The sequence below is a fragment of the Pseudomonas sp. MUP55 genome (assembly GCF_034043515.1).
GTDB lineage: Bacteria > Pseudomonadota > Gammaproteobacteria > Pseudomonadales > Pseudomonadaceae > Aquipseudomonas.
The window spans coordinates 5,510,105-5,533,336 of the sequence record NZ_CP138214.1 but is presented as its reverse complement, the minus strand read 5'-3'; the positions used below and the strand labels follow the sequence as shown (position 1 = coordinate 5,533,336).

21 protein-coding genes are annotated in these 23,232 nt (G+C 63.6%); 17 read left to right on the top strand and 4 right to left on the bottom strand.

Annotated elements, in window-relative coordinates; genetic code table 11:
- The first annotated feature begins 53 nt into the window (after positions 1-53).
- From SC318_RS25005 to madM, 14 genes are all read left to right on the top strand, one after another.
- Entirely contained in the window at positions 54-5,873 is a 5,820-nt protein-coding gene (locus tag SC318_RS25005) for an Hpt domain-containing protein (protein ID WP_320428852.1), read from the top strand.
- On the top strand, positions 5,866-6,321 hold the full coding sequence (locus SC318_RS25000) for a chemotaxis protein CheW (RefSeq protein WP_124388584.1): 456 nt from the start codon (positions 5,866-5,868) through the stop codon (positions 6,319-6,321). Before SC318_RS25005 ends, SC318_RS25000 begins: the two co-directional genes overlap by 8 nt.
- 164 nt (positions 6,322-6,485) lie before the next feature.
- Complete coding sequence (locus SC318_RS24995) at positions 6,486-7,157, top strand: polymorphic toxin type 44 domain-containing protein (RefSeq protein ID WP_320428851.1); 672 nt, start codon at positions 6,486-6,488, stop codon at positions 7,155-7,157.
- Positions 7,135-7,554 (top strand): hypothetical protein, encoded by a 420-nt coding sequence (locus tag SC318_RS24990; protein ID WP_320428850.1) that lies wholly within the window; start codon positions 7,135-7,137, stop codon positions 7,552-7,554. Before SC318_RS24995 ends, SC318_RS24990 begins: the two co-directional genes overlap by 23 nt.
- Before the next feature lie 329 nt (positions 7,555-7,883).
- Positions 7,884-8,144: a DUF6124 family protein gene (locus tag SC318_RS24985; protein WP_320428849.1), complete on the top strand. Its 261-nt coding sequence runs from the start codon at positions 7,884-7,886 to the stop codon at positions 8,142-8,144.
- Positions 8,145-8,388: 244 nt separating this feature from the next.
- Complete coding sequence (gene mdcA, locus SC318_RS24980) at positions 8,389-10,059, top strand: malonate decarboxylase subunit alpha (protein WP_320428848.1); 1,671 nt, start codon at positions 8,389-8,391, stop codon at positions 10,057-10,059.
- Positions 10,060-10,893, top strand: a complete 834-nt coding sequence (locus tag SC318_RS24975; protein WP_320428847.1) for a triphosphoribosyl-dephospho-CoA synthase — start codon at positions 10,060-10,062, stop codon at positions 10,891-10,893.
- On the top strand, positions 10,893-11,192 hold the full coding sequence (locus tag SC318_RS24970) for a malonate decarboxylase subunit delta (protein WP_320428846.1): 300 nt from the start codon (positions 10,893-10,895) through the stop codon (positions 11,190-11,192). The genes SC318_RS24975 and SC318_RS24970 overlap by 1 nt, the downstream gene beginning before the upstream one ends.
- Entirely contained in the window at positions 11,185-12,027 is an 843-nt protein-coding gene (locus SC318_RS24965) for a biotin-independent malonate decarboxylase subunit beta (RefSeq protein WP_320428845.1), read from the top strand. Before SC318_RS24970 ends, SC318_RS24965 begins: the two co-directional genes overlap by 8 nt.
- Positions 12,024-12,794, top strand: a complete 771-nt coding sequence (mdcE, locus tag SC318_RS24960) for a biotin-independent malonate decarboxylase subunit gamma (RefSeq protein WP_320428844.1) — start codon at positions 12,024-12,026, stop codon at positions 12,792-12,794. The genes SC318_RS24965 and mdcE overlap by 4 nt, the downstream gene beginning before the upstream one ends.
- On the top strand, positions 12,788-13,384 hold the full coding sequence (locus SC318_RS24955) for a malonate decarboxylase holo-ACP synthase (RefSeq protein ID WP_320428843.1): 597 nt from the start codon (positions 12,788-12,790) through the stop codon (positions 13,382-13,384). The genes mdcE and SC318_RS24955 overlap by 7 nt, the downstream gene beginning before the upstream one ends.
- Positions 13,381-14,280, top strand: coding sequence for a malonate decarboxylase subunit epsilon (mdcH, locus tag SC318_RS24950; RefSeq protein WP_320428842.1), 900 nt, complete (start codon positions 13,381-13,383; stop codon positions 14,278-14,280). The genes SC318_RS24955 and mdcH overlap by 4 nt, the downstream gene beginning before the upstream one ends.
- A gap of 67 nt (positions 14,281-14,347) precedes the next feature.
- Positions 14,348-14,752, top strand: a complete 405-nt coding sequence (gene madL, locus SC318_RS24945; RefSeq protein ID WP_003234565.1) for a malonate transporter subunit MadL — start codon at positions 14,348-14,350, stop codon at positions 14,750-14,752.
- A gap of 1 nt (position 14,753) precedes the next feature.
- Positions 14,754-15,518 carry a malonate transporter subunit MadM gene (gene madM, locus SC318_RS24940; protein WP_320428841.1) on the top strand — a complete coding sequence of 255 codons (765 nt, stop codon included), beginning with the start codon at positions 14,754-14,756 and terminating at the stop codon, positions 15,516-15,518.
- A 123-nt stretch (positions 15,519-15,641) separates the two neighbouring features.
- Here the strand turns inward: madM and SC318_RS24935 are convergent, their stop codons facing one another.
- On the bottom strand, positions 15,642-16,562 hold the full coding sequence (locus SC318_RS24935; RefSeq protein ID WP_320428840.1) for a LysR family transcriptional regulator: 921 nt from the start codon (positions 16,560-16,562) through the stop codon (positions 15,642-15,644).
- 143 nt (positions 16,563-16,705) lie between these two features.
- On the opposite strand from SC318_RS24935, the gene trhA reads away from it, so the two are divergent.
- Positions 16,706-17,323, top strand: coding sequence for a PAQR family membrane homeostasis protein TrhA (trhA, locus tag SC318_RS24930; protein WP_124388573.1), 618 nt, complete (start codon positions 16,706-16,708; stop codon positions 17,321-17,323).
- A gap of 171 nt (positions 17,324-17,494) precedes the next feature.
- Here trhA and SC318_RS24925 read toward each other — a convergent pair whose 3' ends face one another.
- The gene (locus tag SC318_RS24925) at positions 17,495-18,400 is read right to left on the bottom strand and encodes a LysR family transcriptional regulator (RefSeq protein WP_320428839.1); all 906 of its coding nucleotides are present in this window, start codon (positions 18,398-18,400) and stop codon (positions 17,495-17,497) included.
- 74 nt (positions 18,401-18,474) lie between these two features.
- On the opposite strand from SC318_RS24925, the gene SC318_RS24920 reads away from it, so the two are divergent.
- Positions 18,475-19,749, top strand: a complete 1,275-nt coding sequence (locus SC318_RS24920; RefSeq protein ID WP_320431288.1) for a D-amino acid dehydrogenase — start codon at positions 18,475-18,477, stop codon at positions 19,747-19,749.
- Positions 19,750-19,782: 33 nt separating this feature from the next.
- Positions 19,783-20,685 carry a transporter substrate-binding domain-containing protein gene (locus SC318_RS24915; protein ID WP_320428838.1) on the top strand — a complete coding sequence of 301 codons (903 nt, stop codon included), beginning with the start codon at positions 19,783-19,785 and terminating at the stop codon, positions 20,683-20,685.
- A 137-nt stretch (positions 20,686-20,822) separates the two neighbouring features.
- Here SC318_RS24915 and SC318_RS24910 read toward each other — a convergent pair whose 3' ends face one another.
- Positions 20,823-21,542: a 16S rRNA (uracil(1498)-N(3))-methyltransferase gene (locus tag SC318_RS24910; protein WP_320428837.1), complete on the bottom strand. Its 720-nt coding sequence runs from the start codon at positions 21,540-21,542 to the stop codon at positions 20,823-20,825.
- Positions 21,543-21,684: 142 nt separating this feature from the next.
- On the bottom strand, positions 21,685-23,091 hold the full coding sequence (locus tag SC318_RS24905) for an adenosylmethionine--8-amino-7-oxononanoate transaminase (RefSeq protein ID WP_320428836.1): 1,407 nt from the start codon (positions 23,089-23,091) through the stop codon (positions 21,685-21,687).
- Positions 23,092-23,232 lie beyond the last annotated feature (141 nt).

Here is a 23,232-nt window from a genome sequence, read left to right as displayed (position 1 = left end):
TCTCCATTGGTTTCAAGAACACCAGCAACCCATGAATTCTAAGCGGAGCAGTTATGGTTGATCGGCACGACTACGTGGCCCTCGAATGGGTCAAGGGCGACATTGCCGAAACCCTGCAACAGGCCCGTTCGGCGCTGGACGTGTACGTCGACAGCCATGACGCCGACGCCATCAACGAGTGCCTGGCGGCTATCCACCAAGTGCACGGCGCGCTGCAGATGGTGGAGTTCTACGGCGCGGCCCTGCTGGCTGAAGAGATCGAAGCCCTGGGGCTGGCATTGCAGGCCGGGCACGTCAGCCAGCGCGACGAAAGCATCCGCCTGCTGCAACAGGCCCTCGGCCAATTGCCGCTGTACCTGGACCGCGTGCACAGTGCCCGCCGCGACCTGCCGCTGGTGGTGTTGCCGCTGCTCAACGACCTGCGCAGCGCCCGGGGTGAAAGCCTGCTGTCGGAAACCAGCCTGTTCAGCCCGCAACTGTTGACGATCGCGCCGCTGCCGGCTGAGGCGCTGGCCCAACGCACCGCGCCGGACCTGCACGAACACCTGCGCCAGTGGCACTCACTGCTGCAACAGGCCCTGGCTGGTTTGCTGCGCGAGGACCACGGCCCCAGCAATCTGGAAGACATGGCGCGGGTCTTCGCACGCCTGGAAGCGCTGTGCCAGGGCGCGCCGCTGTTGCCGTTGTGGCAGGTCACTTCGGCGCTGGTCGAAGGCATGCTCACCGGAGTGGTCGCCAACAGCCCGGCCCTGCGCAGCCTGCTCAAGGCCAGCGGCAAGCAGCTCAAGCGCCTGCTGGCCCAGGGCATCGACGGGATCAACCAGCCGGCGCCGGATGAGCTGCTCAAGAGCCTGCTGTTCTACGTCGCCAAAGTCACCCGCCCGACGCCGCGCATGCAAAGCCTGAAGGAACGTTACGGCCTGGATGAGGCGCTGCCCGACAGCGCCGTGGTCGATGCCGAACGTGCACGCCTGGCCGGGCCGGACCGCAACGCCATGGGTTCGGTGCTCGGCGCCTTGTGCGAAGAGTTGGTACGGGTCAAGGAGCGCCTCGATCTGTTCGTGCGCAGCGACCGTCAGCACACCCAGGACCTTGACCCGCTGCTGGCGCCGCTGCGCCAGATTGCCGACACCCTGGCGGTGCTCGGTTTCGGCCAGCCGCGCAAAGTGATCATCGACCAGCTCGCGGTGGTCCTGAGCCTGGTCCAGGGGCAGCGCGAACCGAGCGATGCCGTATTGATGGACGTGGCCGGGGCATTGCTCTACGTCGAAGCGACGTTGGCCGGCATGGTCGGCACGGTGGAACCGGAGAGCCGCGAAGAAAGCCGGCTGCCAACCACCGACCTGACCCAGATCCACCAGTTGGTGATCCGCGAATCCTGCCAGTGTCTGCGCCAGGCCAAAGAATTGGTGATCGATTGCATCGAGGCCGATTGGGACCGCCAGCGCCTGGAGTCCCTGCCTGAGCTGTTGAGCCAGGTGCGCGGCGCCCTGGCGATGATTCCACTGCCCCGCGCGGCGAGCCTGATGCGCGGTTGCACCGATTACGTCGATGAACAGCTGATGGTCAACGATACGGCGCCCAGCCAAGTGCAGCTGGAGCATTTCGCCGAGGTGATCAGCAGCCTGGAGTACTACCTGGAACGCATGCTCCAGGACCCCGATGCCGCAGGGGAAAAAGTGCTGGAGCTGGCCACCCAGGGCCTGAGCGCGCTGGGCTACCTGCCGGTAGAGAAGCCCTGGCGCCAAGCGTTGGCGGCACCCGACGGTGCGCTGTCCGGCGATGCCGCCCCCAGCCAATCCCAATTCGATGCGCTGGCCAGCCCCACCTCGCGCCTCAACCCTCCGGCCCTGCAACGCCCGGGTAGCCTGCTGCCGCCCCCGCCTGATGAAGAGCCGGTTGACGATGAGCTGCGCGAAGTTTTCCTTGAGGAAACCGATGAAGTGCTCGAGGTGCTGCACCGTTACCTGCCCGACAGCACGGAAAAAACCGCCCAGAGCGAAATGCGCCGCGCCTTTCACACCTTGAAAGGCAGCGGCCGCATGGTGCGCGCCCTGGTAGTGGCCGAGCTGGCCTGGGCCGTGGAAAACCTGCTGAACCGCGTGCTGGAGCGCAGCGTGGCCATGGGCCCCGAAGTGCAGCAGGTGCTGGATGAAGCGGTGGCGGTGCTGCCGGAAGTGATCGCCGACTTTGCCACCAACGACCAGCGTCAGCGCGATGAGGTCGACGCCCTCGCGGCCCGCGCCCATGCGTTGGCCAGCGGCGCCCGGGCAGCGGTTGGCGAACCGCACGACCCGATGTTGCTGGAGATCTTTCGCAACGAAGCCCAGAGTCACCTGGACAGCCTCAATCAGTTTCTGCATCAGGCCGCCGAACACATGCCGCTGCAGGTCAGCGATGAACTGCAGCGCGCTCTGCACACCCTCAAGGGCAGCGCCTACATGGCCGGCGTGTTGCCGATTGCCGAGCTGGCGCGGCCGCTCGACCACCTGACCCGCGAATACAAGGCTCACCGCCTGGCGCTGGACCTGGATGAAGTCGAGCTGTTGCTCGAAGCCGAAGGCCTGTTCCAACAAGGGCTGCGGGATCTGGACAGCGATCCCCTCGCGCCGATCCAGGGCGCGGCGGGCTTGATCAAACGCACCCAAAGCCTGTTGGACCAACAGCTCCAAGCCCTGCTCAACGCCCCCGACACCGGCCTGCGCATCAAGCGCGATCCGCAACTGATCAGCAACTTCCTGGCCCAGGGCATGGACATCCTGCTCGACGCCGAAAGCTTGCTGCGCCGCTGGCAGCAACACCCCGGCGAGCGTCAGGAACTGACCGCGCTGCTGGACGAGCTGACCACCCTGGGCGAGGGCGCGCACCTTGCCGACCTGCATCCCATCGATGAGTTATGCGAAGCGTTGCTCGACCTCTACGGCGCGGTGGAAGAGAGCAGCCTGGCGGTCAGCGAGCGGTTTTTCCACGAGGCCGAGCAGGCCCATGAAGCGCTGATCAATATGCTCGACCAACTGGCGGCCGGGCAGGAAATCAGCCCGGCACCGGCACGGGTACAGGCCCTGCGCGAGTTGCTGGATGACGCCCTTGATCCGTCCGCCACCGGCCTGATCAAAAGCGACGGCAGCCGCGCCCTGAGTATCGCCGAGCTGGGGGCTGCCACCGAGCAACTGAGCCAGCAAACGGACATTGACGATGAGATCGTCGACATCTTTCTTGAGGAGGCCGTGGACATCCTCGACAGCGCCGGGCAGTCCCTCAAGCGCTGGCTGCTGGAGCCCGATGGCATGGCGCCGTTGTCTTCGTTGCAGCGGGATTTGCACACTCTCAAGGGTGGCGCGCGCATGGCCGAAATCGACGCGGTGGGCGATCTGGCCCAGGAGCTCGAATGCGTCTACGAGGGGCTGGTAGACCGCCGCTATAGCTACTCCACCCCATTGTCCCAGGCACTGATGGCCAGCCATGAGCGCCTGGCCTTGCACCTGGACGAACTGCACCAGCATCAGCCCTTGAGCGACAGCAGCGAGCTGATCGCCACACTGCGCGAACTGCGCCAGAACAGCCCTTCGGCGGCCCCGGTTGCGACGCCCAAAGCCTCGAGCGCCGACCCCGAACTGCTGGATATTTTCCTTGAGGAAGCCGCCGATATTCTCGACAGCTCAGGCAGCGCGTTGCTGCGCTGGCAAGCCGAGCCCGGCAACCGCCAGGAAGTGGAAAACCTGCTGCGGGACCTGCACACCCTCAAGGGCGGCGCACGCATGGTCGAGATCGGCCCGATTGGCGACCTGGCCCACGAGCTGGAGTTTCTCTACGAAGGGCTGTCTGCGGGTCAGCTTGCGCCGTCGCCCGAACTGTTCGCGCTGCTGCAAGGCTGTCACGACCGACTGGCGCAGATGATCGATGCGGTGGCGGACGGCTTGCCGGTGGGCTCGGTGGACAAGCTGATCGAACGCATCAAAAGCCTGGTACACCCCAGCGACGAGCCGGTAGTACCGGTGGCGTTGCCGGTGGGCAAGGCCGAAGCCGCGGTCGATCCGGCCGCCGACATGGTGAAGATTTCCGCCGAACTGCTCGACGACCTGGTCAACCTGGCCGGCGAAACCTCGATCTTCCGTGGCCGTATCGAGCAGCAGGTCAACGATGCAAGCACGGCGCTCACGGAAGTGGAAACCACCATCGAGCGCATGCGCGACCAACTGCGCCGCCTCGACACTGAAACCCAGAGCCGTCTGTTCAGCCGCCAGCAGGCCGAGGCCGAGCGTCTGGGCTACGAGGAGTTCGACCCGCTGGAAATGGATCGTCATTCGCAGCTGCAGCAGTTGTCCCGCGCACTGTCCGAATCGGCCTCCGATCTACTCGACCTCAAGGAAACCCTCGAGCGCCGCAACCAGGACGCCCATGACCTGTTGCAGCAACAGGCGCGCATCAACACCCAGCTGCAGGAAGGCCTGATGCGCACGCGCATGGTGCCGTTCGAGCGCATGTTGCCGCGCCTCAAGCGCATCGTGCGCCAGGTCGCCGGCGAGCTGGGCAAGGACGTGGAATTCGTGGTCGGCAACGCCGAGGGCGAGATGGACCGCAACGTGCTGGAACGTATGGCGGCGCCGCTGGAACACATGCTGCGCAACGCCGTCGACCATGGCCTGGAGTCCCGCGAGGTGCGCCTGCAGGCGGGCAAGCCGGAGAAGGGACGCATCACCCTGGACCTGACCCACGAAGGCGGCGATATCGTCTTCGACATGCGCGACGACGGCGCCGGTGTGCCCCTGGAAGCCGTGCGCCGTAAGGCGATCAAACGCGGCCTGCTCGCCCCCAATCAGGAGATCAGCGACCGCGACGTGCTGCAGTTCATCCTGCAACCGGGTTTTTCCACCGCAGAGAAAATCACTCAGATATCCGGACGCGGGGTGGGTATGGACGTGGTGCACGAAGAAGTGCGCCAACTCGGCGGTTCGATGGTGATCGACTCCATCCCGGGCGAGGGTGTGCATTTCCGGATTCGCCTGCCGTTCACCGTGTCGGTCAATCGGGCCCTGATGGTGCAGTGCGCGGACGATCAATATGCGATTCCGCTTAACACCATCGAAGGCCTGGTGCGTGTGCTGCCCCATGAGTTGGCGGGGCATTACCAGCAAGATCCGCCACGCTACGAATATGCCGGGCAACAGTACGAGCTGTTTTACCTCGGCGACCTGCTGCACACCGTCAGCCGTCCCAAACTTCTCGGCCAATACCAGCCGGTGCCGGTGTTGCTGGTGCAGTGCAACGAGCGGCACCTGGCAGTGCATGTGGATGCCATGGCCGGGACGCGCGAGATTGTGGTCAAGGGCCTGGGGCCGCAGTTTGCCGGTGTGCAGGGCTTGTCCGGCGCGACCATCCTGGGCGATGGCCGCGTGGTGCTGATCATCGACCTGCTGGCACATATCCGCGCGCGACAACCGATGTTGCCGGCGCAGTCGGTGGATGCGCCACTGATCCTCAACGACCCGCTGAAAAAGCGCCCGCTGCTGGTGCTGGTGGTGGACGACTCGGTCACCGTGCGCAAAGTCACCAGCCGCCTGCTGGAGCGCAACGGCATGAACGTGCTGACCGCCAAGGACGGCGTCGACGCCCTGGCCGTGCTCGAAGAACACACCCCGGACCTGATGCTGCTCGACATTGAAATGCCGCGCATGGACGGCTTCGAAGTGGCGATCCAGGTGCGCAACGACCCGCGTCTGATGCGCCTGCCGATCATCATGATCACCTCGCGCACCGGCCAGAAACACCGCGACCGCGCCATGGCCATCGGCGTCAACGACTACCTGGGCAAGCCGTACCAGGAGTCGGTGCTGCTGGAAAGCATCGCTTATTGGAGCAAGTCCCATGCTTGACCACCGCGCAAGCCAACTCACCGGGCTGCTGCTGCCGTTGGCTGACCGCCACTTGATACTGCCCAATGTCGCGGTGGCCGAGTTGATCGACTTCCAGCGCGGCGAACCGGCCAGCGATGCGCCGCCGTGGTACCTGCGGCAAGTCACCTGGAGGGACCGGCAGATACCCTTGATCAGCTTCGAAGCCGTGTGCGGCGAAGCCAGCGTAACCGGCGAACGCTCACGCATCGTGGTGCTCAACGCACTCGGCGGGCGGCCGACGTTGAAGTTCATTGCGCTGGTGATCCAGGGAATTCCGCGCTCGTACAAGCTGGACAGCGAATTGAGCTACGTGGACGTGCCGCTGTGCCCGCTGGAACTGGCGGCGGTGCAGGTAGGTGAGCATGTGGCGAAGGTGCCGGATTTGATGGGGCTTGAAGCCTTGCTGGCCGAGTCCGGCCTGGCCTGAACTGATCGTCCCCACGCTGCGTGGGAATGCATCCCGTGACGCTCCGCGTCACCCTGGCGAATGGCTCTGGCGTTGCGCTGGCTAACGGGACGCGGAGCGTCCCAGGCGGCATTGCCCACGCGGAGCGTGGGAACGATCAGATAGGCGGATACTTCGGATTTTCGATGATCGTCCCCACGCTCTGCCTGGGAATGCATCCCGTGACGCTCCGCGTCACCCTGGCGCAGGGCTCTGCGTTGCGCTGGCTGGCGGGACGCGGAGCGTCCCAGGCGGCATTGCCCACGCGGAGCGTGGGAACGATCAAGAAAACAGGTTCCGAGCAACAACCTAAGCATCTTGTAGGAGTGGGATGTGTTTGTTGTCGGCTAATTCTGCATTTGGATTTATTGGGTTTTCTGGCCGGAGCGGGGTGGCTAAGTTCTGCGCTCCTCAATGCCAGCAAGGATCCGCAAATGGCCGTACCACTAATGCCGCCTGGTGTTTCAATGCTTGAAAACATGGCGATATCCAACTGCAAGCGCATTCATCTCAAGCCCGGCTCGGCTTTCGCCTATTCCTGGTTTTACTCCCAGGTCCGTGCAGCCGGCCCTTGGAACTACAAGAAGCGGGGGCGTCAGTACGAAGCTTTTGGTAACTTCAATTACGGTGCTACGGGAACGGTGCTGGGCATTCCCGAAGATGTGTTGTTGCGAGCCGCCGGTGTCGCTCAAACCGTCGCCAAAACGACCCGTCCGGATTTTGGATCATGGTGGGGTGGTGAGCCTTTTGGTGATGGCCCACGGGACCAATATTGGATAAGAAGAGGTATTGAATATGCCATTTCGCAAGGCCACTGAGCGCCTCATGCCCGTTCTGCGCAATTGCCTGCTCGTGGTCTGCCTGATCTATATCGGCGGCAGTTGGATCCTGTCGCCCGGAACACCGGACCTGGATGAAGTGGTGTTAAGGCATTCCCTGGGCAACGGTATGTCGATCTATGGTGCGCGAGATAGCCAAGGTGGTGCGACGGTGGGTTTTTCCTACAGGTATTACGTGCATAAGGATTTGGGAAGTGATCAGGAAATACTCAGCGCATTAGTGTCTGCACCTCCTTTTCTCAAAACAAAAGAGCCGGATGTCCAAGTCAATAATGACGGGGGGGCCCTGCATCTGGTTATTCAGGGGGAAGTGTATGAGTACCACAGTTATGCACTGGAAGGCCTGGGAAAGGTCAAGGTGATGATGGTGTTGTGATGGGCCAGCCTCGGATTTTTCCTGCAAGATTTTGGGCCGTGCATGAACTTGTGATGAGAGGCCTACGCGCCTAGTCTTCGTCCCGTCATCGCAAAAAACGGTGACACGGACGTGCAAGTCCGGTTACATGTCGGCGCACCAACGCCCATAGCCATTCAACGGGCGTTTTTTATGCCTGCTGTACTCGTTATGGCGGCTGTGCGTGGGAGATTCTTCGGGGTCTGCCGGGGTCCGATATGCCCGGTCTTGCACACCTGCGCACAGCTGCCACCTTCATTCGCGTGCAAGCGGAAGAGGGCAGCTTCCATCACATATCGGAGCTGTCAATCATGATCAAACCTACCCCCAATCCGCCCCTCTTCACCGTCAACCCCCACCAAGACACCGAAACCCTGCTGGTCAACGCGAGCGAAACCCTGTCCTCCCTCAACGCACTCACCTGCAATCTCGCCTTCGACCTGGATACTTCCCAACGCGCCCTCATGCTCGGGATTCAGCAAATGGCAGAGTTTGGGCAGTTGCTGGTCGATAGAGCGCTGGAGCAAATCAGTCCTTCGCCGAATTTTAAAGCGATCCCAAATAAGGACTGATCGGTCCTCGTTTGGGATCGCTATCTAACAGGCGCTACTGAGCAAATGTGGGAGGGGGCTTGCCCCCGATAGCGGTGTATCGGCCAAATATTTATTAGCTGGCCCACCGCAATCGGGGGCAAGCCCCCTCCCACATTTTGGTCTTCGTTACTCCAGGCGTAACGGTTTGCTGCCCAGCTTGATTGATGGCCCCAAGATTCACTCCTAAGGTAAGCCCCACAACAGCAAACCCCGTGGAGCGACCATGACAGCAACCATCACCCCCGACTCGCGCTGGACGCGGCGGCGCGACGAGAAGCAGCGGCGGCTCGGGCTGGTCAAAAAGTATGCGGACGGGGCGGTGTTGCCCAGTGACAAGATCGTCGAAGCGCTTGAAGCGCTGATCCTCCCCGGCGACCGCGTGGTGCTCGAAGGCAACAACCAGAAGCAGGCCGATTTCCTCTCGCGCTCCCTGGCCAAGGCCGACCCGGCCAAGCTCCACGATTTGCACATGATCATGCCCAGTGTCGGGCGTTCCGAGCACCTGGACCTGTTTGAAAAGGGCATCGCCCGCAAACTGGATTTTTCTTTTGCCGGCACCCAATCCCTGCGCATCAGCCAGTTGCTGGAAGACGGCCTGCTGGAAATCGGCGCGATCCATACTTACATCGAACTCTACGCACGGCTGGTGGTGGACCTGATCCCCAACGTGGTGCTCTCCGCCGGTTTCATGGCCGACCGTGCCGGCAACATTTACACCGGCGCCAGCACCGAAGACACCCCGGCGCTGATCGAGCCCGCCGCGTTCAGCGATGGCATCGTTATCGTCCAGGTCAACCAGTTGGTGGATGACGTGACGGACTTGCCCCGCGTCGACATCCCCGCCAGTTGGGTCGATTTCGTGGTGGTGGCCGACAAGCCGTTCTACATCGAGCCGCTGTTCACCCGCGACCCGCGCCATATCAAGCCGGTGCATGTGCTGATGGCGATGATGGCGATCCGTGGCATCTACGAAAAACACAATGTGCAGTCCCTCAACCACGGCATCGGTTTCAACACCGCCGCCATCGAATTGATCCTGCCCACCTACGGCGAATCCCTGGGGCTGAAGGGCAAGATCTGCCGCAACTGGACCCTCAATCCGCACCCCACCCTGATCCCTGCGATTGAAAGCGGTTGGGTGCAAAGCGTGCATTGCTTCGGCACCGAGCTGGGCATGGAAAACTACATCGCCGCACGCCCGGATGTGTTCTTCACCGGTCGTGACGGTTCGATGCGCTCCAACCGCATGTTCTGTCAACTCGCCGGCCAGTACGCCGTGGACCTGTTCATCGGCGCCACCCTGCAAGTGGACGGCGACGGGCATTCCTCCACCGTGACTCGCGGCCGCCTGGCCGGCTTTGGCGGCGCGCCGAACATGGGCCACGACCCACGCGGTCGCCGCCACGGCACACCCGCCTGGCTGGACATGCGCCACGACGACGCGCCGGAAGCCTTGCTCGAACGCGGTAAAAAACTCGTGGTGCAAATGGTCGAGACGTTCCAGGAAGGCGGCAAGCCCACCTTCGTCGAGACCCTCGACGCGGTGGAAGTGGCGCGCAAAAGCGGCATGCCCCTGGCGCCGATCATGATCTACGGCGACGACGTCACCCACCTGCTCACCGAAGAAGGCATTGCCTACCTGTACAAGGCCCGCTCGCTGGAGGAGCGCCAGGCGATGATTGCCGCTGTGGCCGGGGTGACTGCCATCGGCCTGCGCCACAACCCCAAGGACACCGCACGCATGCGCCGCGAAGGCTTGATTGCCTTGCCCGAAGACTTGGGCATCCGCCGCACCGACGCCACCCGCGAGCTGTTGGCCGCCAAGAGCGTGGCCGACCTGGTGGACTGGTCCGGCGGCCTGTACAACCCACCCGCCAAATTCAGGAGCTGGTAAATGCGCGCGCTCAAACTGCATGAACTCAGCCTGGCGGATCGTCTGGCCGATATGGCCGTCGATGCGCTGATCGATGAAGCGGACCTGTCGCCCAAACCTGCCCTGGTGGACCGGCGCGGCAACGGCGCGCACAGCGATTTGCACCTGGGCCTGATGCACGCCTCGGCCCTGTCGCTGTGGCCGATGTTCAAGGAAATGGCCGAAGCGGCCCTCGAGATCGGTGAAGTCGGTTTGCCCTTGCGCGAAGCCCTCGGGCGAATCGGTCGTGACGGTGAGCAGGCGATGCTCGCGACCACGGGCGGCGTGAACACCCATCGCGGCGCGATCTGGGCCATCGGTTTGCTCACCGCCTCGGCGGCGCTCGCACCACGCGGCGTAACGCTGAACGCTGCCAGACTGGCCCTGCTCAACGACGCCTACGCGCCAGCCACGCTCAGTCACGGTGCTCAGGTCGCCCAACGTTATGGCGCACGCGGTGCCCGTGAAGAAGCGCAGTTGGGCTTTCCTTCGGTGACGCAACGCGGCCTGCCGCAGTTGCATAAGAGTCGCCAGCAAAACGCGGGCGAACAGAACGCACGCCTGGATGCCTTGCTCGCGATCATGACCGACCTGGCCGACACCTGCGTGCTCTACCGCGCCGGCCCCGAAGGCCTCTTGGCCATGCAGCGCGGCGCTCAGGCCGTGCTCGACGCCGGCGGCAGCGCGACCCTTGCCGGTCGCCGCCAGCTGCACGCGCTGGACCAGCAACTGCTGGCCCTGAATGCCTCACCTGGCGGCGCCGCCGACCTGCTGGCCGCCTGCCTGTTTATCGACCGCCTCGACGGAGCGTTGTGATGGAAACCTTATCCTTTGAATTCCGCGCCGGGCAGCCGCCAACCGGCCGTGCGCTGGTGGGGTGTGTCGGCTCCGGCGACCTTGAAGTGCTGCTGGAACCGGGCATCGCCGGCACGCTGACGATCCAGGTGCAAACCTCGGTCAATGGCGCCGAGCAACGTTGGCGGCACCTGTTCGAGCGCATCTTCCTGGAGCAGACGCCACCGGCCTTGAACATCGATATTCACGATTTCGGCGCCACCCCCGGCGTGGTGCGTCTGCGCCTGGAGCAAGGTTTCGAGGAGATCGGTCATGACTGACTTGCTCACCAAACACAGCTTTGTCGAGCTCGGTGCACGGCAGCGCACCCAGGCGTTGCTGGATGCTGGCACTTACCGTGAACTGATTGACCCGTTCCAACGCGTCATGTCGCCCTGGCTCAGCCGTCAGGGCGTGGTGCCCCAATCCGATGACGGCGTGGTGATCGCCAAGGGCAGCGTCGAAGGCCTGCCGGTGGTGATCGCTGCGATCGAAGGCAACTTCCAGGGCGGCAGTCTCGGTGAAGTCGGCGGCGCCAAGATCGCTGGCGCCCTGGAGCTGGCGGCTGAAGACAATCGCAACGGCATTCCGACCCGCGCCGTGCTGCTGCTGGAAACCGGTGGCGTGCGTCTGCAGGAAGCCAACCTGGGGCTGGCGGCGATTGCCGACATCCATGCGGCGATTGTCGATCTGCGCCAGTACCAGCCGGTGATCGGCGTGGTGGCGGGGAGTGTCGGTTGCTTCGGTGGCATGTCCATCGCGGCAGGGTTATGCAGCTACCTGGTGGTCACCCGCGAAGCACGGCTGGGCCTGAACGGCCCGCAAGTCATCGAGCAGGAAGCCGGGCTGGACGAATACGACTCCCGCGACCGGCCCTTCATCTGGAGCCTCACTGGCGGCGAGCAGCGCTTCAACAGCGGCCTGGCCGACCGTTATGTGGCAGACGACGTGGCGCAGATCCAGCAGACCGTCAGCGCACTGCTGCAACAGGGCGTGCCGCAACAACAACGCAGCCGCCGCGCCCAGTTCTACCTGGCGCGCCTGGCCGAACTCGACGCCACGCCGCAGATCGAGCCGGCGACCGTGCGCGCGCTGTATCAGGGAGAACGCCCATGAGAGGTTTGCAGTGGTTTAACGCGTTAAGCGTCGGCGCGACGCCGGTGCAAGGGCTGCCCGACTCGCTCAAGGTCGCCGACGGCCAATTGAACGGTCAGAGCGTGCGCTTTATCGCCGTGGTCACCGACCCGAACAACCGTTTCCCCCGCGCCCGCAATGGCGAAGTCGGCCTGCTCGAAGGCTGGGGCCTGGCCAAGGCCGTCGATGAGGCCATCGCGCTGGGCGACAAGCGCCCGCTGATCGGCATCGTCGATGTGCCCAGCCAGGCCTACGGCCGCCGCGAAGAAGCCCTGGGTATCCATCAGGCCCTGGCCGCCGCCGCCGACAGCTACGCACGCGCACGCCTGGCCGGGCATCCGGTGATTGCGCTGCTGGTCGGCAAGGCCATGTCCGGCGCGTTCCTCGCTCACGGTTACCAAGCCAATCGCCTGATTGCCCTGCGCGACCCTGGCGTGATGGTGCACGCCATGGGCAAGGCCTCGGCGGCGCGGGTCACCCTGCGCAGCGTCGAAGAGCTGGAAGCCCTGGCCGCCAGCGTGCCGCCCATGGCGTACGACATCGACAGCTATGCCAGCCTGGGTTTGCTCTGGGAGACATTGACCGTCAGCCAGATTGAGCAGCCCACGGCAGACGATGTGGCACGGGTCTGCGATTGCCTGGTGCACGCGATCAAGGACATCCACACCCCCGATCTGAGCGGGCGCCTGGGCGCGACCAACCGTGCCGCTTCCAGTCACGTGCGCCAGCTGCTGCGGGAGCAGTGGTGAACGCTCACGATTTGCTCTGGGGCATGACCCCAGCGCACCTGCCCGCCGATGCGCCCGGCTGGGTGGTGGACGCCGTCAGTGCCGGCCACCCGGTGGTGGTGCGCCGTGCCATCGCCGCGCAGGGGCAGGTGGCGGTGGGTGTGCGTGGGCGTTTGCGCGAGCAGCGGTATGCCGCGCTGATGCCGGTGGCGGCGGTGCAACGGCGGGTGACGCCGGAAGCGTTGCGCGAGGTGACATCATCTCGAGATCTACCGGCGCTACGCGCGCTCGAGCAACTGCGGCCGGTGCTGGCGCAGCAAAACTGGGGCGTCAGCGGCAGTGCCGGGTTTGAATTGGCAAGTGGCGTCGAAGCATTGCATGCCCTGAGTGACCTGGATTTGATTCTGCAGGCGCCCGAGCCACTGAGTCGCCTTGAGGCGCGGGCGTTGCTGGCAAAACTGGATGCCGCGCCGTGCGCCGTGGACCTGCAACTGCAAACCCCGTTTGGCGCTGTTGCCTTGCGTGAATGGGCCGGTGCATCGCGCCGCGTGCTGATCAAAACCGCCCGCGGTGCGCACCTTGTGCTCGACCCCTGGCAGAACGTGGCATGAGCAGCCTCCTGGTGTTTCCGGGGCAGGGCGCCCAACGGCCGGGCATGCTCCAGCACCTTGCGGAACCGGTGCTCGAACAAGCCAGTGACACCTTGGGCGAGAACGTTCGCCTGCTCGATTCGGCGCAGACACTGGCGAGCACCCGCGCGGTGCAACTGTGCCTGCTGATCGCGGGGGTGGCCCATGCACGAGCGTTGCAGCACACCCCGGATTACGTTGCGGGCTTGTCGATCGGCGCCTATCCCGCCGCCGTCATCGCCGGCGCGCTGGACTTCGCCGACGCGGTCAGACTGGTCAGCCTGCGTGGTGAGCTGATGCAGCAGGCTTATCCACAGGGCTACGGCATGACCGCGCTGATAGGCCCGGAGTTATCCACCGTCGAAACCTTGCTGGCCGAGATCCACAGCCCGCAAACGCCGGTATACCTGGCCAACATCAACGCCGATAACCAGACCGTGATTGCCGGCAGCGATGCGGCCATGAAGCTTGTCGCCGAGCGCATCAAAGGCAACGGCATCGCCAGGCGCCTGGCCGTCAGCGTGCCGTCCCACTGCGCGCTGCTGGACGAACCCGCCCAGCGCCTCGCCGAGGCTTTCGTCCCACTCAAGACGCCGCGCATCACCTACCTGAGCAGCACCCGCGCGCGGCCCATCCATAACCCCGAGCAACTGCGCGATGACCTGGCGTTCAACCTGTGTCGCGTCGTCGACTGGCGCGGCACCGTGCAAAGCGCCTACGAGCGTGGCGTGCGCCTGCAGATCGAACTGCCCCCAGGCGCGGTGCTCACCGGCCTGTCTCGCCGCGTCTTCGAACAAGGCACGGTGATCGCCTGCGAAGGCGCACGCCTGGACACCCTGCAGGCCCTGCTGCAAGAGGAGGAGCGCCGCCACCGATAAAGCAGCATTCAAGGCTTTCGAAGCACAACAACAACAATTTCGAACGAGCACTTTGAGGACAACGACAATGATTATCTACGGTGTGGCATTGCTGGCGATCTGCACGCTCGCGGGCGTGATCATGGGCGACATGCTGGGCGTGTTGCTCGGCGTCAAATCCAACGTGGGCGGCGTGGGCATCGCCATGATCCTGCTGATCTGCGCGCGTTTGTGGATGCAAAAGCGCGGTGGCATGACCAAGGACTGCGAGATGGGCGTGGGCTTCTGGGGCGCCCTGTACATTCCGGTGGTGGTGGCGATGGCCGCGCAACAGAACGTGGTCACCGCACTGCACGGCGGCCCCGTCGCGGTGCTGGCGGCCATCGGTTCGGTGGTGGTGTGTGGTTGCACCATCGCCTTGATCAGCCGCACGCACAAGGGCGAGCCGCTGCCCCCCGAAGAGCCGCTGATCCTTGCTGCGGGAGGCCGCTGATATGGGGGACCTCATCGAGAAAGGTTTGGAACACAACGGCCTGATCACCGCCTTTGCCTTTGTGGGCGTGGTGATGTGGATTTCGATGGTGCTGTCCAAGCGCCTTACCTTCGGGCGCATCCACGGCTCGGCGATTGCCATTGTCATCGGCCTGGTGCTGGCCTGGGTCGGCGGCACGATCACGGGTGGGCAGAAGGGCCTGGCGGACCTGGCATTGTTCTCCGGCATCGGCCTGATGGGCGGCGCGATGCTGCGTGACTTCGCCATCGTTGCCACGGCGTTTGAAGTGCAGGCCACCGAGGCGCGCAAAGCCGGAATGATCGGTGTGATTGCCCTGCTGCTGGGCACGGTCCTGCCGTTTATCGTCGGCGCGAGCATGGCCTGGGCTTTTGGTTATCGCGATGCGATCAGCATGACCACCATTGGCGCGGGCGCCGTGACCTATATCGTCGGCCCGGTGACCGGCGCGGCGATTGGCGCGACCTCGGATGTGATGGCGCTGTCGATTGCCACCGGCTTGATCAAGGCGATTCTGGTGATGGTCGGCACGCCGGTGGCGGCGCGCTGGATGGGCCTGGATAACCCGCGTTCGGCGATGGTGTTCGGTGGCTTGGCCGGCACGGTGAGCGGGGTAACGGCGGGGCTGGCGGCGACAGATCGGCGGCTGGTGCCCTATGGCGCGCTGACGGCGACGTTTCATACCGGGCTTGGGTGTTTGCTCGGGCCTTCGCTGCTGTATTTCATTGTGCGTGGGTTGGTGGGCTGAGTTCCGAATGTGCGTTGTCTGGTCTGACCTCATCGGGGGCAAGCCCCCTCCCACACTTGACCGAGTTCCAACCTGGGAACGCAGTCAAAATGTGGGAGGGGGCTTGCCCCCGATAGCGGCGTGTCAGGCTGGCGCCTGACGATTGGCATACATCCGACACTCCGCCAGCAACGCCAGCAGGTTCGGGTCACGCTCCTTGGCCTTCAGGAACACCACGCCGATATGCTGCTGCAGCCGATACCTGGGCTGCAGCGGTATCAGCTTCACACGGTTCTCGTACACCGCCGCGATCCGCCCCGGCAGCAACGCATATCCCACCCCCGAACTGACCATGCTCAGCAACGTAAAGATGTCGTTGACCTGCATCGCCACCTTCGGCTCGAACCCCGCCTGCTTGAACACCCGGTTGCCGTCCTGATGGGTGGCGAAGCCCTGGGTGAGGGTGATGAAGGTTGCCTCGCACACGTCGGCCAGGTCGATCTGCCGTTCGCGGTCGAAGGGCGAGTCGGCCGGGGTGGCGAGGAAGATATCGTCGGAAAACAGCGCGATCTGCTCACAGTCCGGGTCGTTGGCGTGATCGTCGAGGGAGATGAGGATCGCGTCCACTTCCATGTTCTTGAGCTTGTAGAGCAGGTCGAAATTGGAGCCCAGGATCAAGTCGATATTCAGTTCGCTGCGGCGGATTTTCAGACCCATGATCAGTTGCGGCACGGTCTTGACCGTCAGCGAATACAGCGAGCCCAGCTTGAAGCGTTCGGCGGAGAAACCGGCGGCTTCGCGGGTCAGGCGCACGCTGTCGACGACGTCGGCCACCAGTTTCTGTGCGCGCTCTTCGAGTACGTAGGCGCTTTCCAGCGGTGTGAGGTTGCGCCCTTCATGTTTGAACAGCGGGCAGCGCAGGGCATTTTCCAGCGAATGAATGGCCCGGTGCACGCTGACATTGCTGGTTTGCAGCTCGGCGGCGGCGCGCGCGAGGTTGCCGGTGCGCATGAACGCCAGGAAGATTTCCAGCTTTTTGAGGGTGAATTCTTCGTCGATCAACATGGCCGCGGCTCTTGTTCGAATGCCCTCGATTGTGCCCGTAAAACCTTGCGGCGTCGCCGGAACGTCACACGGCGCTTGCACTCTGATGCGCAAGGCGGGAGGCTTGCCGCCAGCCGTCAAGGGTGATGGGAGGTCAACGACAGATGTATCACGGGGAACGTTTCAACGCATGGAGCCATTTGCTCGGTGCTGTCGCAGCGAGCATTGGCGCGGTGTGGATGCTGGTGGTGGCGGCTATGGATGGCAGCCCCTGGAAGATCGTCAGCGTGGCGATTTATGGCTTTACGCTGATCGTGTTGTACAGCGCTTCGACGGTGTATCACAGCGTGCGAGGGCGGCGAAAAGAGATCATGCAAAAGGTCGATCATTTTTCGATCTACCTGCTGATCGCCGGCAGCTACACACCGTTTTGCCTGGTGACACTGCGCGGGCCGTGGGGCTGGACGCTGTTCGGGATTGTGTGGGGCCTGGCGGTGATCGGCATTTTGCAGGAGATCAAGCCACGCTCGGAGGCGCGCATCCTGTCCATCGTGATCTATGCGGTGATGGGCTGGATCGTGCTGGTGGCGGTCAAGCCGCTGCTCGCGGCGTTGGGCACGGCCGGGTTTGTGTGGCTGGCCTCGGGCGGGGTGCTGTACACCGTGGGCATTATCTTTTTTGCCTTGGAGGATCGCCTGCGCCATTCCCATGGGATCTGGCACTTGTTTGTGATTGGCGGCAGCCTGCTGCATTTTGTGGCGATCATGCATTACGTGCTGTGAATGTGGGAGTTCACTGTAGGAGCGAGCTTGCTCGCGAAAAACGTCCAGGCGACGCGTCCATTCTGGATAAACGCGGGGGGCCGGAATTCTTCGCGAGCAAGCTCGCTCCTACATAAATACCTTAAGTGGCTGGCATCAGGGCAAGCCCCCTCCCACATTGGATGTTCGGTGTCACTTGAGGCGTTCCAGCAGCTCACCGGCGCGACTGCCGACAATCTCCAGCAGACGGGCCAGCATGTGCGGCGGTGGCTCGTTGGCGCGGGTCAGCGCGTAGAGGGTGATCGGCAGCGGCGGGGTGAGCGTGCGGATGTCCGTCGTGGCCGTTGAGGCACCCAGGGCAGTGAACGGGTCGATCACGGTCAGGCCGGCGCCGGATTCGACCATCGCACGGGCCAGTGAATAGGTTTGCACCGAGATCGTCACCCGAGGCGCGGGCTCGACATTTTCCAGATAACTGCCCAGCTTCGCCGCCAGCGGGTCGGCGCTGGACAGGCCGATCAAGGGCGCGCCGGCCAGTTCGGCCAACGGCAAGGGCTTGTGCCGCTCGGCGTCCGGCCAATAGCCTTTTGACGCCAGCGCCACCAGCACACCGTTGGCCAGTACCTGAGTGGTGAGCCCCGGATGCCCGGAGAAACTGAGGGTCAGCGCCAGGTCGATCTCGCGCATCAGCAGTTTCTGCACCAGTTCGCGGCTATGGTCGCTGGACAGCTCGCAGGCGACGTCCGGGTAATCGCGTTTCCATTGAAGGATCGACGGCGGCAGCAGCGACAGCGCCAACGCGGGGATCGCGCCGATGCGGATGCTTTGCCCAGGTTCGCGGCGCAAGCTGTTGGCCAGGCGCCGCACGCCTTGCAGGCTTGCGCTGACTTTCTCGACTTCGCTTTCAAGCGCCAGGGCTTCCGGCGTGGGTAGCAATTTGCCACGTACCCGCAGGAACAGCGCAAAGCCCAGCTGCAATTCGGCGTGCTGCAACACTTTGGTCACGGCCGGTTGCGAGACATGCAGCAACTGCGCGGCGGCGCTGATGGAGCCGGTCTGGCGGATGGCCTGGAAGATTTCGATATGACGCAAGCGCATGGCGAGTCCCATAACCTTTGTTTATAGGTGAGCCATCTTTATTCATTGTCGGTGGCCTGTCACCTGGCTCTACGCTGAGCGCTCTTAATCGTAGGCGGGAGGCGAGGATGGCCAGGCAGGTTTGTATCATCGGCGGTGGAGTTATCGGCTTGGCGAGCGCTTATGCCTTGGTGCGTGCCGGCCATGAAGTGACGCTGATCGACGCCCGCGACAGCTTGGCCAGCGAAACCAGCTTCGCCAATGGCGGGCAGCTGTCCTATCGCTATGTGGCGCCGTTGGCGGATGCCGGCGTGCCGCTGCAGGCGCTTGGCTGGTTGCTGCGCGGTGACTCGCCGTTGAAGCTGCGCCCACGGCTGGACCCCCAACAATGGCGCTGGATGGCCGCCTTCATGGCCGCCTGCCGGGGTTCGGTGAACAAGCGTAATGCTGCCCATTTGTTGCGCCTTGCGTCCTTGAGTCAGGCCACGTTGCAGCAATGGCGCGAGGATGACCGCCTGGAGGGGTTCGATTGGCGCCGAAATGGCAAGCTGGTGACCTTCCGTAATGCCGCCACCTTCGAGCAGGCGCGCAGCAAGGTCACCGATGTGCTGCAGCAGCAGGTGTTGTCGACGCGCGATTGCGCGCTGCTGGAGCCGACATTGGCGGCGGCGGATTTTGTCGGCGGTATCTACACGCCGAACGAGGAAGTCGCTGATTGTCATGCCTTCTGCCAGCGGCTGGCGGCCCGGCTTGAGGCGTCGGGGCGCTGTAGGTTCATGCTGGGGCGCAAGGTCACCGGGCTGCGCCATGTCGACGGTGCCGTACAGGCCATCGAGCTGGGGCATGAGGTGATGTCGGTGGCACACGTGGTGCTGGCAGCCGGGCACCGCAGCGCCGCGTTGGGCTTGCCAGGGCTGGCACTGCCGCTGTATCCACTCAAGGGTTACAGCCTGAGCGTGCCGATTGGCGCCGAGCACCGGGCGCCGAACTTGAGCATTACCGACTATGACCGCAAGATCGTCTACGCCCGTATCGGCGAGCAACTGCGGGTTGCGGCCATGGTGGATATCGTCGGCTTCGACGCCGGCCTTGAGCCCAAGCGCCTGGCCTTGATCAAGCGCCAGGCCCTGGAGACATTTCCCCTGGCTGGCGACTACGCCCACGCGGTGGAATGGGCCGGCATGCGCCCGGCCACGCCGACCGGCGTACCGCTGATTGGCGCCAGCCGCTACCGCAACCTGTGGCTTAACCTCGGCCACGGCGCCCTGGGATTTACGCTGGCGTGCGGCAGCGGCCAACTGCTGGCCGAGCTGATCGACCAGCGCACGCCCTCCATCGACCTGCAGGGCCTGACGCCCCGCGCCGCTTGAATCTCGACCACCCGAAACCAACGGAGAATAACAATGAAAACAATCCTGTTGACCGGCTGCACCCTGGGCCTTCTGTTCGGCGCACAGGCGCAGGCAACGCAAGTGCCGCAGGACGGCACCCTGGGCAAGATCGCCAGCACCAGGTCCATCACCCTGGGCTATCGCGATGCGTCGGTGCCGTTTTCCTATGTGGCCGACAGCAGTGGCAAACCCATGGGCTATTCGGTGGACCTGGCGAACAGGATCGTGGCGCGTATCCAGGAGAAAACCGGCGTGGCGGACCTCAAGGTGAACTACAACCTGGTGACCTCTCAAACCCGAATCCCCCTGGTGCAGAACGGCACGGTGGACCTGGAGTGCGGCTCTACCGGCGTGACGGCTGAGCGGCAACAGCAGGTGGCGTTTTCCTACGGGTTTATCTACGTGAAGGGCCAATTGCTGACCGCCAGGGACAGCGGGATCCAAGGCTTTGACGACCTCAAGGGCAAGAACGTGGTGACCACCGCCGGCACCACCAACGAGCGCTTTCTCAAGCGCTACAACGCCGAGCACAAGGCCGATATGTTCGTGATCAGCGCCAAGGACCATGGCGAAGCCTTCAAGATGCTCGAAACTGGCCGCGCGGCGGCCTTCTATATGGATGACGCGCTGCTCTACGGTGAGCGGGCCAAGGCAAAAGACCCACATAACTGGGTGGTGGTGGGGCAGGAGCAATCGCGGGAAATCTACAGCTGCATGGTACGCAAGGACGACCCGCAGTTTCTGGCAGTGGTCAACGAGACACTCGCAGAGCTGTACCGCAGTGGAGAGATCAATGGGATTTACCAGCGCTGGTTTGAACAGCCGATTCCGCCCAAGGGGTTGAACCTGGAGTTCCCGATGACCAGCGAATTGAAGGCGATCATTGCCAACCCTGTCAGCGACCCCGTGGAGTAGGCGAGAGCAACCCAATCCAAATGTGGGAGGGGGCTTGCCCCCGATGGCTGTGCATCAGTTGGTACATTCGCCAGCTGACACACCGCTATCGGGGGCAAGCCCCCTCCCACAGTTTGGATTGAGTTTGAACGGGGGGGTTAGAAGTCACCCCAGAGTTGCTGTGCGACGGCCAGCGCCACCACTGGTGCCGTCTCGGTGCGCAATACCCGCGGGCCGAGGCGGGCGGCATGGAAGCCGGCGGCCTGGGCGGTTGCGACTTCGCCGTCGGTCAGCCCACCCTCCGGCCCGATCAAAAACGCCAGGCTGGCAGGCCTGGCATGGCTGACCATCGGCTCGGCCACCGGGTGCAACACCAGCTTCAAGTCGGCCTCGGCTTGCTTGAGCCAATCGGCCAACAACAGCGGCGGGTGAATCACCGGTACCGTCGACCGCCCGCATTGCTCGCACGCGCTGATCGCCACCTGGCGCCAGTGCAGCAGGCGTTTGTCGGCGCGTTCGTCTTTGAGGCGCACTTCACAGCGCTCGCTGAAAATCGGCGTGATGGCGTTGACCCCCAGTTCGGTGGCTTTCTGGATCGCCCAGTCCATGCGCTCGCCCCGCGACAGGCCCTGGCCGAGATGAATATGCAGCGGCGATTCAGTCTGGCCCTTGAAGCTTTCGGTCAGTTGCACGGTGACGCGTTTTTTGCCGACTTCCAGCAACTGCCCCAGAAACTCCTGGCCCGAGCCGTCGAACAGTTGCACGGCGTCGCCTTCGACCATGCGCAACACACGGCTGATGTAATGCGCCTGGGCTTCAGGCAGCTCGTGGTCGCCGAGGCTCAGTGGGGTGTCGGTAAAAAAGCGGGACAGTCTCATTGCGTTTCTCTGGAAAAGTTATGCATACACATTTTCTGTCTTTCTGTAGGGGCGAGCTTGCTCGCGAAAAACGTATAGCCGACGCCGCGATGTGCCTGGAATACCTTCGCGAGCAAGCTCGCTCCTACAGGGTTTCAGGACACTATCCCGGGTCGCGAAAGCCTGGGTGAAAGTCCTTCGGCACTGCAACGCTGACCTTGCTGTTGGTGGCGATATCGATGCCTTCACTCGCGACCTCGGCGAGAAAATCGATCTGCTCCGGCGTGATCACATACGGCGGCAGGAAGTACACCACGCTGCCCAGCGGCCGCAACAGCGCGCCGCGCTCCAGGGCATGCTCGAATACCTTAAGGCCACGGCGTTCCTGCCAGGGGTAGGGGGCCTTGGTGGCTTTGTCCTGCACCATTTCGATGGCCAGCACCATGCCGGTCTGGCGCACTTCAGAGACGTGCGGGTGGTCCACCAGGTGCGCCGTGGCGCTGGCCATGCGCTGGGCCAGCGCCTTGTTGTTTTCGATGACGTTGTCTTCTTCGAAAATATCCAGGGTGGCCAGGGCCGCCGCACACGCCAGCGGGTTGCCGGTGTAGCTGTGGGAGTGAAGGAAGGCACGCAGGGTCGGGTAGTCGTCGTAGAAGGCGTTGTAGACGTCGTCGGTGGTGACCACGGCGGCCAGCGGCAGGTAGCCGCCGGTCAGGGCTTTGGACAGGCACAGGAAGTCCGGTCGGATGCCGGCCTGTTCACAGGCGAACATGCTGCCCGTGCGACCAAAACCCACGGCGATTTCGTCGTGGATCAGGTGCACGCCATAGCGGTCGCAGGCTTCGCGCAGCAGCTTGAGGTACACCGGGTGATACATGCGCATGCCGCCGGCGCCCTGGATCAGCGGCTCGACGATGACGGCGGCGACGCTGTCATGGTGCTCGGCCAGGGTTTGCTCCATGGCCAGAAACATCGTGCGTGAATGTTCTTCCCAGCTCACGCCCTCGGGGCGCAGGTAGCAGTCAGGGCTCGGCACTTTGAGGGTGTCGAGCAGCAACGCCTTGTAGGTCTCGGTAAACAGCGGCACGTCGCCCACCGACATCGCCGCGATGGTTTCGCCGTGGTAGCTGTTGGTCAGGGTGACGAAGCGCTTCTTGTCCGGCAGGCCACGGTTGAGCCAGTAGTGGAAGCTCATCTTCAACGCGACTTCGATGCACGATGAGCCGTTATCGGCATAGAAGCAGCGAGTCAGGCCTTCGGGGGTCATGGCGACCAGGCGCTCGGACAGCTCGATCACCGGCTGATGGCTGAAACCTGCGAGGATCACGTGCTCCAGTTGGTCGACCTGATCCTTGATGCGCTGGTTGATGCGCGGGTTGGCGTGGCCGAACACGTTGACCCACCAGGAGCTGACGGCATCGAGGTAGCGCTTGCCTTCGAAGTCTTCCAGCCATACGCCTTCCCCGCGCTTGATGGGCACAAGAGGCAGCTGCTGGTGGTCTTTCATCTGTGTGCAGGGATGCCACACCACCGCGAGGTCGCGCTGCATCCACTGGTTATTCAAGCCCATCGGTGATTTCCTCGAAGCGGTCCCGCAGCCTGCGCGGGCGAAACAATCGCGCAAGCCTATGCAATGGTGGCGCGGGTCACAAGCCATTGTGGGGAAATTCGCGGTAAATGCAGGACGGTCTGTCACGTTTCTTGGGAATAG

What these genes read in the sequence shown, in the direction of transcription:
- SC318_RS24925 (WP_320428839.1), bottom strand. Translation starts at nt 18,400, where the DNA reads ATGCGCTTGCGTCATATCGAAATCTTCCAGGCCATCCGCCAGACCGGC.
- trhA (WP_124388573.1), top strand. Translation starts at nt 16,706, where the DNA reads ATGTATCACGGGGAACGTTTCAACGCATGGAGCCATTTGCTCGGTGCT.
- SC318_RS24970 (WP_320428846.1), top strand. Translation starts at nt 10,893, where the DNA reads ATGGAAACCTTATCCTTTGAATTCCGCGCCGGGCAGCCGCCAACCGGC.
- SC318_RS24995 (WP_320428851.1), top strand. Translation starts at nt 6,486, where the DNA reads ATGATCGTCCCCACGCTCTGCCTGGGAATGCATCCCGTGACGCTCCGC.
- SC318_RS24985 (WP_320428849.1), top strand. Translation starts at nt 7,884, where the DNA reads ATGATCAAACCTACCCCCAATCCGCCCCTCTTCACCGTCAACCCCCAC.
- SC318_RS24910 (WP_320428837.1), bottom strand. Translation starts at nt 21,542, where the DNA reads ATGAGACTGTCCCGCTTTTTTACCGACACCCCACTGAGCCTCGGCGAC.
- SC318_RS24915 (WP_320428838.1), top strand. Translation starts at nt 19,783, where the DNA reads ATGAAAACAATCCTGTTGACCGGCTGCACCCTGGGCCTTCTGTTCGGC.
- madL (WP_003234565.1), top strand. Translation starts at nt 14,348, where the DNA reads ATGATTATCTACGGTGTGGCATTGCTGGCGATCTGCACGCTCGCGGGC.
- mdcE (WP_320428844.1), top strand. Translation starts at nt 12,024, where the DNA reads ATGAGAGGTTTGCAGTGGTTTAACGCGTTAAGCGTCGGCGCGACGCCG.
- madM (WP_320428841.1), top strand. Translation starts at nt 14,754, where the DNA reads ATGGGGGACCTCATCGAGAAAGGTTTGGAACACAACGGCCTGATCACC.
- SC318_RS25005 (WP_320428852.1), top strand. Translation starts at nt 54, where the DNA reads ATGGTTGATCGGCACGACTACGTGGCCCTCGAATGGGTCAAGGGCGAC.
- SC318_RS25000 (WP_124388584.1), top strand. Translation starts at nt 5,866, where the DNA reads ATGCTTGACCACCGCGCAAGCCAACTCACCGGGCTGCTGCTGCCGTTG.
- SC318_RS24990 (WP_320428850.1), top strand. Translation starts at nt 7,135, where the DNA reads ATGCCATTTCGCAAGGCCACTGAGCGCCTCATGCCCGTTCTGCGCAAT.
- mdcA (WP_320428848.1), top strand. Translation starts at nt 8,389, where the DNA reads ATGACAGCAACCATCACCCCCGACTCGCGCTGGACGCGGCGGCGCGAC.
- SC318_RS24935 (WP_320428840.1), bottom strand. Translation starts at nt 16,562, where the DNA reads ATGTTGATCGACGAAGAATTCACCCTCAAAAAGCTGGAAATCTTCCTG.
- mdcH (WP_320428842.1), top strand. Translation starts at nt 13,381, where the DNA reads ATGAGCAGCCTCCTGGTGTTTCCGGGGCAGGGCGCCCAACGGCCGGGC.
- SC318_RS24975 (WP_320428847.1), top strand. Translation starts at nt 10,060, where the DNA reads ATGCGCGCGCTCAAACTGCATGAACTCAGCCTGGCGGATCGTCTGGCC.
- SC318_RS24905 (WP_320428836.1), bottom strand. Translation starts at nt 23,091, where the DNA reads ATGGGCTTGAATAACCAGTGGATGCAGCGCGACCTCGCGGTGGTGTGG.
- SC318_RS24965 (WP_320428845.1), top strand. Translation starts at nt 11,185, where the DNA reads ATGACTGACTTGCTCACCAAACACAGCTTTGTCGAGCTCGGTGCACGG.